Annotated in this window: 11 protein-coding genes; 8 read left to right on the top strand and 3 right to left on the bottom strand. The window is 56.2% G+C overall.

Annotated features, from left to right (window positions below; genetic code table 11):
• Positions 1 to 234: 234 nt before the first annotated feature.
• Together VMC84_RS12040 and thsA are read right to left on the bottom strand one after the other, a co-directional pair.
• Positions 235 to 675 (bottom strand): hypothetical protein, encoded by a 441-nt coding sequence (locus VMC84_RS12040; protein WP_325380973.1) that lies wholly within the window; start codon positions 673 to 675, stop codon positions 235 to 237.
• Between the two features lie 154 nt (positions 676 to 829).
• Positions 830 to 2,467, bottom strand: a complete 1,638-nt coding sequence (gene thsA, locus VMC84_RS12035; RefSeq protein WP_414676444.1) for a thermosome subunit alpha — start codon at positions 2,465 to 2,467, stop codon at positions 830 to 832.
• A gap of 169 nt (positions 2,468 to 2,636) precedes the next feature.
• Here thsA and VMC84_RS12030 point away from each other — a divergent pair, with 169 nt between their 5' ends.
• The 4 genes from VMC84_RS12030 (at position 2,637) to VMC84_RS12015 (ending at position 5,966) form a co-directional block, all read left to right on the top strand.
• Positions 2,637 to 3,854: an aconitase X catalytic domain-containing protein gene (locus tag VMC84_RS12030; RefSeq protein ID WP_325380969.1), complete on the top strand. Its 1,218-nt coding sequence runs from the start codon at positions 2,637 to 2,639 to the stop codon at positions 3,852 to 3,854.
• Entirely contained in the window at positions 3,830 to 4,246 is a 417-nt protein-coding gene (locus VMC84_RS12025) for a DUF126 domain-containing protein (protein ID WP_349256778.1), read from the top strand. Before VMC84_RS12030 ends, VMC84_RS12025 begins: the two co-directional genes overlap by 25 nt.
• A complete protein-coding gene (locus VMC84_RS12020) occupies positions 4,247 to 5,311 on the top strand; it encodes a site-2 protease family protein (protein WP_325380966.1) in 1,065 nt (354 codons plus the stop codon). It abuts the gene before it with no gap.
• A gap of 88 nt (positions 5,312 to 5,399) precedes the next feature.
• Positions 5,400 to 5,966, top strand: coding sequence for a glycosyltransferase family 4 protein (locus tag VMC84_RS12015; RefSeq protein ID WP_325380964.1), 567 nt, complete (start codon positions 5,400 to 5,402; stop codon positions 5,964 to 5,966).
• Positions 5,967 to 5,973: 7 nt separating this feature from the next.
• On the opposite strand, the gene VMC84_RS12010 is transcribed toward VMC84_RS12015, so the two are convergent.
• On the bottom strand, positions 5,974 to 6,519 hold the full coding sequence (locus VMC84_RS12010) for a nicotinamide-nucleotide adenylyltransferase (RefSeq protein ID WP_325380963.1): 546 nt from the start codon (positions 6,517 to 6,519) through the stop codon (positions 5,974 to 5,976).
• A 169-nt stretch (positions 6,520 to 6,688) separates the two neighbouring features.
• On the opposite strand from VMC84_RS12010, the gene VMC84_RS12005 reads away from it, so the two are divergent.
• From VMC84_RS12005 to VMC84_RS11990, 4 genes are all read left to right on the top strand, one after another.
• Positions 6,689 to 7,303 carry a CDP-alcohol phosphatidyltransferase family protein gene (locus VMC84_RS12005; protein WP_325380962.1) on the top strand — a complete coding sequence of 205 codons (615 nt, stop codon included), beginning with the start codon at positions 6,689 to 6,691 and terminating at the stop codon, positions 7,301 to 7,303.
• Positions 7,300 to 7,950, top strand: a complete 651-nt coding sequence (locus VMC84_RS12000) for a PHP domain-containing protein (protein ID WP_325380961.1) — start codon at positions 7,300 to 7,302, stop codon at positions 7,948 to 7,950. Before VMC84_RS12005 ends, VMC84_RS12000 begins: the two co-directional genes overlap by 4 nt.
• Before the next feature lie 143 nt (positions 7,951 to 8,093).
• Positions 8,094 to 8,378 carry a transcription factor S gene (locus VMC84_RS11995; protein ID WP_414676443.1) on the top strand — a complete coding sequence of 95 codons (285 nt, stop codon included), beginning with the start codon at positions 8,094 to 8,096 and terminating at the stop codon, positions 8,376 to 8,378.
• Positions 8,379 to 8,445: 67 nt separating this feature from the next.
• Positions 8,446 to 9,186 (top strand): DNA polymerase sliding clamp, encoded by a 741-nt coding sequence (locus tag VMC84_RS11990; protein ID WP_325380959.1) that lies wholly within the window; start codon positions 8,446 to 8,448, stop codon positions 9,184 to 9,186.
• Positions 9,187 to 9,554: the final 368 nt, after the last annotated feature.

The following is a 9,554-nucleotide window of genomic DNA, read 5'->3' as shown; positions in this document are numbered from 1 at the left end:
GAACACGGCGCTTTTTTATGATCGGCACGGCGGATGCACGGCGACACGGTTTCATGATAATATTATTAAGCAGTGGGTCTCCGAGGGGTAAGCAAGAGCGCTCCGCGCGGCGTCAGCCCCCTTCAGGAAAATAAAAAAAGCGCCGTGTTCGCCGTGTCGCCGTGGTGAAAATTAACCGTGACCTCCGTGATACCTCCGTGTCACCGTGGTAAAATGAGAATGTAGGACCAGGCTTCAGTAGTTGCCGAAGACCTTCCACCCATCGGTTGTGTTCACGACAACCATGCGCAGCTGGCCGGTAGTGTTCCTGCCAAGGTAGGCGATGGTAGCGTTCGTGTTCACGATGCGGGCCTCGGTGAAGTTACCCTCGAACTGGCTGCTATCGACGGGCTCGCTGCCGACCACGTTGAACGAGTAGATTTTGATATAGGAGCCGTTCTCGCCCCACTTGGCCATGCGCTCGTCTATCCAGATGTTCTTCGACGTGTTCTGGCTGGCATGATAAGAGAGGTCGTAGGCGTTGCCATAATTACCCTGGCCGATATCCGTCCAGTACTGGGTCACGACTTCCTCTGGCGTGAGCTCCTTCACGGGCTTCTGGGTCGTACACCCGCTAAAAGCGATGACCAGAATGATAGCGATGAGAGGAAAGATGACCTTCAGCTTATTTACCATTTGAAAGCTCCTTATAAGACCTCTTATAATGTTTCCTTATGGTTAATATAGGTTTTTGTATATTTGCAAATGCTTGAATAATAGGCCAAATAAATGTTAACGCCCGTTGAAGTCCGTATAAAAATAAGAAAGGGGCTGAGGCCCCGGTACAAATTTACATCCCGTAGCCGCCGGGGCCACCCTGGGGGCCGGCCGGGGGCTTGACCTGCGTGGCGGCGAGCACGTCGTCGATCCGCAGTATCATCTGGACGGCTTCCACGGCGCTCTCGACGGCCTGGGTCTTGATGCGGAGAGGCTCGACGACGCCCGCCTTGACCATGTCCACGGACTTGCCGGTATAGACGTTCAGCCCGAAGTTCCTACCGCCCTTGCCGCCGTGCTTCGTCTTGAGCTCGATCATGGAGTCGATGGCGTTCAGGCCGGCGTTCATGGCGAGCGCCTTCGGTATGATCTCCAGCGCGTCGGCGAACGCCTGGATGGATAGCTGCTCCTTACCCTGCACCGTGGCCGCGTACTGCCTGAGCCGCAGGCTCAGCTCGGTCTCGACGGCCGCGCCTCCGGGGACGATTTTGCCGTCCTTTATGGAGGTCTCGACGGCGTGGAGCGCGTCGTCGATGCCCCGCTCATACTCGTCCACGATGTGGGTGGTCGGAGCCCTCAGGATAAATGAAATGACATTATTGTCCTTGCACCCTGTAAGCACGGTCATCTTGTCGTCGCCGACGTCAATCTCCTCGATCTGGCCCACGGTGCCTATATCAATCTGGGATATGTCATCGAGATTCGTGATGACCTGGCCGCCGGACGCCTTGGCGACCCGGTCGACATCCGACCTCTTGAGCCGGCGGAGGCCGATGATGCCGTATTTCGCCATGTAGTTCTGGGCGAGGTCGTTGATGGCCTGGGTCGTGAAGACGGCCGTGACACCGAGCTTCGCTACTCTCTCCACCTGCTCGCGGACCTGGCGGTCCTCCTCGTCGCGAAAGGCCTGGAAGCCCACGTTCGACTTGACCTTATATTCGGCGTCCAACTTCGTGTCCCGGGCGTCGAAGCCATATTCCATGGCCAGCACTTTCGCGTTCTTTAGCTTCCGGGGCATCTGGAAGCTCACGATGCCCTTATCGATGACGACGCCCTCGACGATCTTCGAGTCGGCCACCTCGCCGCCGGCCTTCTTTACCAGCACGAAGTTCTTCGTATCGACCTCGTAATTACCTTTCGAGTCCTTCTCCATCATGCGCGCGACCGCTTTTACGACCATGTCGGATAAGAATTCACGGGCGTTCTCGCTGTCCTTGCCCGTGAAGGATGTCCCTGCGATCTTCCTGAGCATCTCCACATCCTTTTCCGACACTTTGATCGCCATGTCATCGATCAGCTCCAGCGCCTTTTTCGCGGCCATGCCGTAGCCTTTAATGATGGCGGCGGGGTGCACGTTCCTTTCCAGCAGAATGCCGGCCTGCTTAAGCAGCTCGCCGGCAAGGACGACGGCGGTCGTCGTGCCATCGCCGACCTGGGCGTCCTGGGTCTTTGCGACCTCGACGATCATCTTCGCCGCCGGGTGCTCGATATCCATTTTTCTTAAAATGGTCACGCCGTCATTGGTAACAACGATATCGCCCGTCGAGTCGACGAGCATCTTGTCCATGCCCTTCGGGCCGAGAGTCGAGACGACTGAGCCGGCCACCGCCATTGCTGCCATGATGTTGTTGTATTGCGCATCGCGGCCGGTGGTTGACTGGCTGCCCTCTTTCATTATATAAATAGGTCCTTGTGCAGCTTCTTGTGCCATTTTTGATCCTCCTGTAAAAGTGAAATTCAGACTTTATGTGTTTGTGGTTCAATATAAAGCTTTTCGTATATTCGGTATGCGGCAAATCACATATGTGGGCTGACGATAGAACAAAAGATATATAATCAACCCTACTTTTAGGAATAAACACGAGGCATGTCGGATCGCTATGCACCTGACGAAAGAGGAAGAGGCCATCTTTAACGGCGAGCGGGGGCCGACCCTGCAAAAGATGATGGAGATACTGGTAGCGCTCGGCGATATCTACGGCGCCGACAGTCTCATACCGGTGAAGAGCGCCCAGATCGCGGGCGTCTCCTATAAGACCATCGGCGATGCCGGCCTGGAATGGATCAGCGACCTGAAGGGAAACGCCGTAGTGCCAGCAGCCTTGAATCCCATGGGCATGGACCGGGACGCCTGGCAGGGCATGGGCATCGACCGGCATTTCGCCGAGAAGCAGGAGCATATCATTAAAGCCTATGAGAGGCTCGGCATAAAGGCCGAGTGCACCTGCACTCCATATTATTTAGAGCGCCCGAAGTTCGGCGATCATCTTGCGTGGTCGGAATCGTCGGCCGTATGCTTTGCCAACTCCGTCCTCGGCGCCCGGACTAACCGGGAGGGCGGGCCTTCGGCGCTGGCCGCTGCGCTCATCGGCAAGACGGCGAATTACGGCCTGCATATCCGGGAGAACCGCTATCCTACGGTCACCATAAAAGTAAAAGAGCCCGTCCACGGTGCCGAGTACGGCGCCCTGGGCTACTTAGTAGGCCCTCAGGTGGGCGACGGCATACCGATCTTTACGCTAAAGAGCACTCCATCGGAGGATGAGCTCAAGCACCTGGGAGCCGCGCTGGCGTCGTCCGGGGCGGTGGCGCTGTTCCACGTGCTGGACGTGACGCCGGAACAATATATTTTACCGCATGACCGCATTGATGTCGACAGCCGGGAGCTCGACGAGGGCTGGCAGACCCCGACGCGGTATTTCCTGCCTCAAAACAGGATAGACGTGGACGTCAGCGCCGTTAAGGAGCTGATGAGGAAGCACGAGGAGCCCGACATAATAGCGCTCGGATGCCCTCACGCCTCGAAGGAAGAGCTTGAGGAGATACTCAGGACGCTGAAGGGCCGCCACGTTAAAAAAGAAGTATGGGTCTGTACCGGGCGCTCGCTGGGCGAGAAAAACCAGGCGCTCATCGACGAGCTGCGGAGCCACGGCATCCGGGTCCTGTACGACACGTGCATGGTCGTTTCGCCTGCCGCCAACCATTTTAAAAAGATGATGGTCAACTCCGGCAAGGCGCTGAAGTATACGCCGTCCATGTGCGGCGTGGACACGATCATCGCGAGCACAGAGGAATGCATCGAGGAGGCCTGCCGGTGATCCTCAAAGGGCGCACGGTAAGCCGGGGAAAGGCGTCCGGCCCGGCGCTCGTATCGAAAGAAGCCATCTCCTTTTTAGGCGGCGTCGACCCGAAGACAGGCAACGTAATCGAAAAGGGCCACGCGCTCTACGGTAAGAACGTTAAGGGCAGGGTGCTCGTTTTCCCGGGCGGCAGGGGATCGACCGTCGGCTCGTATGTCATCTATCAGCTTAAGAAGAACGGCGTTGCCCCGGCAGCCATCATAAACATACGCTCGGAGCCCATCGTAGCCGTCGGAGCGATCATTTCCGATATACCTATGGTCGATGCGCTGGATAAGGACCCGGTCGAAGTGATAAGGGATGGAATGACTGTCATGGTGGACGGCACAGCAGGGACGGTCGAGATATAAATGCTGGAGCCGGCAGACCTGGAAGCGATATCGAAGGTATTCCTCTACTATGAAGTCAGGGAGGAAAACGGTGCCGATATTTTATATGGCGAGCCGCTCACCGACCCTAACACCCTCTACGGCAGCTTATACCAGTATTTCTCGAAGCGGAAAAAAGAGGCCGTCCTGGAGCATCGGCCTGGCGAAACGGTCCTGGCCATCCGGGCGACGAAGGACGATAACGTCTGGATCAACGTCGCCCTCGCCCTGGCGACCGTGGCGACGACGATGTTCGCCGGGGCGATCCTGTACGGCGTGGACGTCTTTACCGACCCGCTGTCGATGTATAAGGGCCTGCCCTTCGCGCTGGCCATCATGACAGTCCTGGGCTCCCACGAGCTGGGCCACTACATCGTCTCGATGAAGAACGGCATCGACGCCACGCTGCCATATTTTATTCCATTCCCAATACCGCCGATAGGCACGATGGGCGCCATCATCCGGCAAAAAGGGCCGGTGCCGGACCGTAAGGCGCTGTTCGACGTGGGCATATCCGGGCCACTGGTGGGGCTGGCAGTCGCCGTCGTCATCACCGTCATCGGCCTGATGCTGCCCGCCCCGGAGATCACGGCTCAGCCGGGCGACGCCACGTATTTCCAGCTCCAGACACCGCTCCTGTTCAACCTGCTGGCCTGGCTGGTCCATCCCGGCGTAACGCTGAATAGCATCAACCCCATCGCCTTCGCAGGGTGGGTCGGCATGCTGGTGACCATGCTCAACATGATGCCAATCGGGCAGCTCGATGGCGGCCACGTTGCACGGGCCATGCTTGGCCGGTGGGCCGATCAGCTTTCCAGAATGCTTCCGATGGTCATTCTATTGTTCGGTGTCTATTCCACGTTCGTAATGAATCAGCAGGGCCAGATGTGGATCTTCTGGGGTCTGCTGACCGGGCTGATCGGCGGCAGCGAGCACCCGAAGCCCCTGGAGGACACGCAGAATATCGGCCTGCCGAGGATAGTCCTCGGGGCCGTCGGCTTCTTGCTCGCTATATTGTGCTTTACGCCTTTCCCCATCAGCGTTTAATCCGGCAGGACCGTATTTTCTTTATTAAACGGCTAAAAACATTTATAATTAGAGAATAATATATTTTAGATTTAATGGTTGATCCTTCTTGAAGATATTACAGGCCACTGAACACTTCCTGCCCGATCCCGGCATCGAGCGTTTCGTCTATGAGCTGTGCCGGGTGCTGGCGGGAGCGGGACAGAGCGTTACCATGCTAGCGGGCGGCCAGGGCCGGGACCTGACGCTGGGGGGCGTACGGATCAGGCACGCATCGGCCTGCCCGGGCTACACGTTCCGCTCCCGCATCACGAATATGAACTCGGACACGCTGGCGATGCACCGGCAGCGCCCGGACCTGGTGCATGCCCACCACTTCGGGAGCGGCTACGCCGCCTCGCTATTAAAAAAATACGACGGTACGCCGTACATATTAACTATTCATAGAATGCCGCCGCCCGGAGGGCAAAATCGCCTGTATCGGGAGATGTGCCGAAAAGCTCTGGCGGGCGCGTCCGCCGTCATTGCCGTCACGGACACGATTAAAGACTGGATAGAGATGGACTTTGGCATGAGCAGCACGGTGATACATCTTTCGGCGGACGCTGAAAAGCAGGATTGGGGCGAGGCCATACAGCAATATCTTGGCATTTATGAGAGCGCACTAAAAGCGTGAAAAAGCATTATAGCCTGTCGTCGATGACGTCCTCGATATCGCCATTCGTCGCGACGGCCTTGAGCCGCTCTACGCCTTTTATTTCCTGGATGACGCCCACGACCTCCACCGGGACGAGGCTCTCCCAGTCTTCGCCGGCCAGCATTCGCCGCCGGATCTCCGTGCCGGAATACTCGTGCCGGTTGTACATGGGCGAATACTGGACATCGTAGCCCGCCTCGTGGAACAGCCTTGAGACGAGCGGATTGTTAGAGTATACGTCGGTGAACGGCGGGGTCATGGAGCGGACGTGGGCCACCCAGAGGGCGTTACGGTAAATGTCGCTGATGGGAATGACGTAATAGTAAAGATCCAGGTCCTCGAGGCTTCTCGATATCATCATGATGCGCTCGCCGGCCGTGAACGGATTCTCCGGCGTATGGCTCTGCTGGGCGCTGCCAATGCCGATGACCAGCTCGTCCACGTGCTTCGCGATCTCCTCTATCACGGTCCGGTGGCCCAGGTGGAACGGCTGGAAGCGGCCGATGTAGAAGCCCCGCTTTTTCGTGTCCATATCTCGCGGATTTATGGGCCTTAAGTATTTAAAACATGCTTCGATCGTAGGGTTTGTCCTTCAGAAATAAACGCTTCATGCATTTGTTACCTGCTATTCTATCGCTGCCTGCACGCTATTCCTCAAGACAAAAATATATGGGGGGAGCGCTATCTGTTAAAAGAGTGCCATGGTGAACATAACGAAGTACCGGGACCAGCTCATACATTACATCGACCCCGTCGCCCGGATATTTGCCCGGCTGGGGCTCACCCCGAATCAGCTCACGCTCATCTCGCTACTGTTCGGCATCGCATCGGCGATGCTCTACGGCTTCCAGCACGTGTATCTGGCCGCGGGCATGCTCCTCCTGTCGGGCCTGTTCGACTTCATCGACGGCGGCGTGGCACGCATAAATAATAAAGCGTCGTCATTCGGCGCGGCAATCGACTGGATCATCGATAAGTACGTCGATTGTTTGGTCCTTTTGGGTATCGGGCTCGGGGGACTGGCTGACATGAGGATCGTCGCCATCGCCGTGTTCGGATCGATGATCAACACGTTCATCAAGCCGGTAACATACGCCGAAATAGGCTATGATAAGAAGGAAGACGGCAAGATCAAGGACCCCCTCGAGGGCGTGGGCATCTTCGGGCGGCCCGAGACCGCCATCACCCTTATCGTGCTCTCTCTGTTTAACCAGCTCTACTGGGCCATCGTCATCGTCGCCGTCATGACCAATTTTTCGGCACTCCAGAGAATCATCTACTTGTACACGCATATGAGACAGCGCGATAGGCTATGAAAGTCGACATGCATCTCCACACTTCTAAGTCGGACGGCCGCGACAGCCTGCACAACATGGTGGAGGCCGCCGAGGCGAAGGGCCTCGACCTGATCGCCGTCACCGACCATGGCCCGGGCCACGGGAGCGGCATCACCGAGAAGCAGGCGCTGGAAACGAAAAAGGAGGCGGAAAGGCTTCAGCCGAACTATCGCGTAAAGATACTGGCCGGAATCGAGGCCGAGATTTTACCGACGGGCGAAGTGCTCCTGGAAAGCCATGAAGGCCTGGACATTGTCCTGGCCTCGTTCCACGGCGCCCCTTCCGAGGAAGTCTACTACCGCGCCGTCCTGAGGGCCGTGACCGACCCGAAGGTGGACGTGCTCGCCCACCACGCATGGATAGCAGGCCGCTTTGCACCTATCGCAAAATATGAGGGTGAGCTCGTGGAGCTGATGGCGACACATGAGGTGGCCATCGAGATCAACTCGAAGCATGCCCTGCCGTCGTGGGATTTCCTTCAGAAATGCAAGGAAAAAGGCGTTAAATATACCATCGGCAGCGACGCCCATAAAGCTGCGGACGTCGGTTCTGTGGCATGGGCAAATAACACGGCCCGCCACATCTTCAAGAACGAGGGGCTATTCATTCCCGATCTTTATTCATGAGCCCGAAGGCCGAAAATATTAAGTCAAGGAGCACATACTTAAATTCCCGCGGTCATATTTTAGTCATAGCATTTCCAATGCCGGCTTAGACCCGTTATGGAAAAGTGATCAAAATGGAATTTTGTCCTAAATGTAAAAGCATCATGATTCCCAATTCAGGTGTATTAAAATGCCGCAAGTGCGGCTTCGAGAAGAAGGCCTCGAAGGAGGCGGTCATCGTGGGGGAGCCGGAAAAGCCCCAGCGCGAGATGACCATCCTCGAGGATAAGGAAGCGGCCGGCCTGCCGACCACGGAGGATGTCAAGTGCCCCGACTGTGGCAACCAGAAGGCGTACTGGTGGATGCGGCAGCTCCGGAGCGCCGATGAGAGCGAAGTACGCTTCTTCCGCTGCACCCTGTGCGGCAAGACCTGGAGAGAATATAATTAAGGTGCAAGCGCATCTATTATATAGCTTGTAAAAGTAAAAACTAGAAGAATAATTGAGGAGACGGTATATGTTCAAGGCGGTTATCAATGCAGAGGTCTTCAAGGACGCCATCGAGGCCGTATCCACCATCGTCGACGAGGCCAAGTTCCACATCACCGCGGACGGCATCACGGCCCGGGCCGTGGACCCGGCGAACGTCGCCATGGTCTCATTCGACCTGAAGGCGGGCGCATTCGAGTCCTTCAATGCTACGGACGGCGAGATCGGCGTAGACCTGACCAGGCTGAACGACATCCTGGGCATGACCTCGAAGGACGACAAGATCGAGCTGAATCTGAACGAGGAGACCCGTAAGCTGGAGATCCGCACAGGCGGCCTGGCATATACACTGTCGTTACTGGACCCCACCTCTATTCGCAAGGAGCCCAAGGTACCGAACATAGGGCTGCCCGCGAAAGTCGTCCTGAACGGCGCCGAGCTCAAGCGTGCAGTGAAGGCCGCCGAGAAGGTATCCGACCACATGGCGCTGGGCGTCGTGGACAAGACGTTCTACGTCGAGGCCGAGGGCGACCTCGATAAGGTGCGCCTGGACATTCCGGAGTCGAGCCTCATCTCGATCCAGTCGAGCGGCAACGTGCGTTCGCTGTTCTCGCTGGACTATTTGAACGATCTTGCAAAGTCCCTGGGTAAGGCCGAGAAGGTCAATATCGACCTTGGCACCGACTACCCGGTCAAGTTCACGTTCAACATCGCCGGAGGCAACGGTACCGTTACCTACCTGCTGGCGCCGCGGATCGAATCCGAATAGTATCAACCTTTTTTTATATTTGTTATTTCAGGATAGCCAAGCCACTCTAAGCTTTATAAGAATGCTCTAAGACGCGTTCAGCCACGAAGCTACACGAAGCTGGCCTGAAGCTGCACGAAGGCATTATTAAATATTTTTGCTGCGTTGAATATTGATAGGTCATTGTTTAGCAAGTAGTCTTATTTTTATCATTTGCGTAATAGCCAAATTTATCGATAGTTTCCGATTATCTTTTTCAATTTTTTTTGCTTTGTTGAATATGCCCTTTTAAGTCTCAGAGTGTACAGAGGCACTATTTTTCACCACAAAGGCACGAAGAGCACGGAGGCCCACAAAGACTTTTTTATAATTAAGAGACAAAGGACACA

Source organism: Methanocella sp. (genome assembly GCF_035506375.1).
GTDB lineage: Archaea > Halobacteriota > Methanocellia > Methanocellales > Methanocellaceae > Methanocella.
The sequence above is the reverse complement of the archived record's forward strand: the minus strand, read 5'-3'. Positions and strand labels throughout refer to the sequence as shown.

Coding starts and splice junctions, on each gene's coding strand:
- VMC84_RS12000 (WP_325380961.1), top strand. CDS start 7,300: ATGAAAGTCGACATGCATCTCCACACTTCTAAGTCGGACGGCCGCGAC.
- VMC84_RS12040 (WP_325380973.1), bottom strand. CDS start 675: ATGGTAAATAAGCTGAAGGTCATCTTTCCTCTCATCGCTATCATTCTG.
- VMC84_RS11990 (WP_325380959.1), top strand. CDS start 8,446: ATGTTCAAGGCGGTTATCAATGCAGAGGTCTTCAAGGACGCCATCGAG.
- VMC84_RS11995 (WP_414676443.1), top strand. CDS start 8,094: ATGATTCCCAATTCAGGTGTATTAAAATGCCGCAAGTGCGGCTTCGAG.
- VMC84_RS12010 (WP_325380963.1), bottom strand. CDS start 6,519: ATGGACACGAAAAAGCGGGGCTTCTACATCGGCCGCTTCCAGCCGTTC.
- thsA (WP_414676444.1), bottom strand. CDS start 2,467: ATGGCACAAGAAGCTGCACAAGGACCTATTTATATAATGAAAGAGGGC.
- VMC84_RS12030 (WP_325380969.1), top strand. CDS start 2,637: ATGCACCTGACGAAAGAGGAAGAGGCCATCTTTAACGGCGAGCGGGGG.
- VMC84_RS12020 (WP_325380966.1), top strand. CDS start 4,247: ATGCTGGAGCCGGCAGACCTGGAAGCGATATCGAAGGTATTCCTCTAC.
- VMC84_RS12005 (WP_325380962.1), top strand. CDS start 6,689: ATGGTGAACATAACGAAGTACCGGGACCAGCTCATACATTACATCGAC.
- VMC84_RS12025 (WP_349256778.1), top strand. CDS start 3,830: ATGCATCGAGGAGGCCTGCCGGTGATCCTCAAAGGGCGCACGGTAAGC.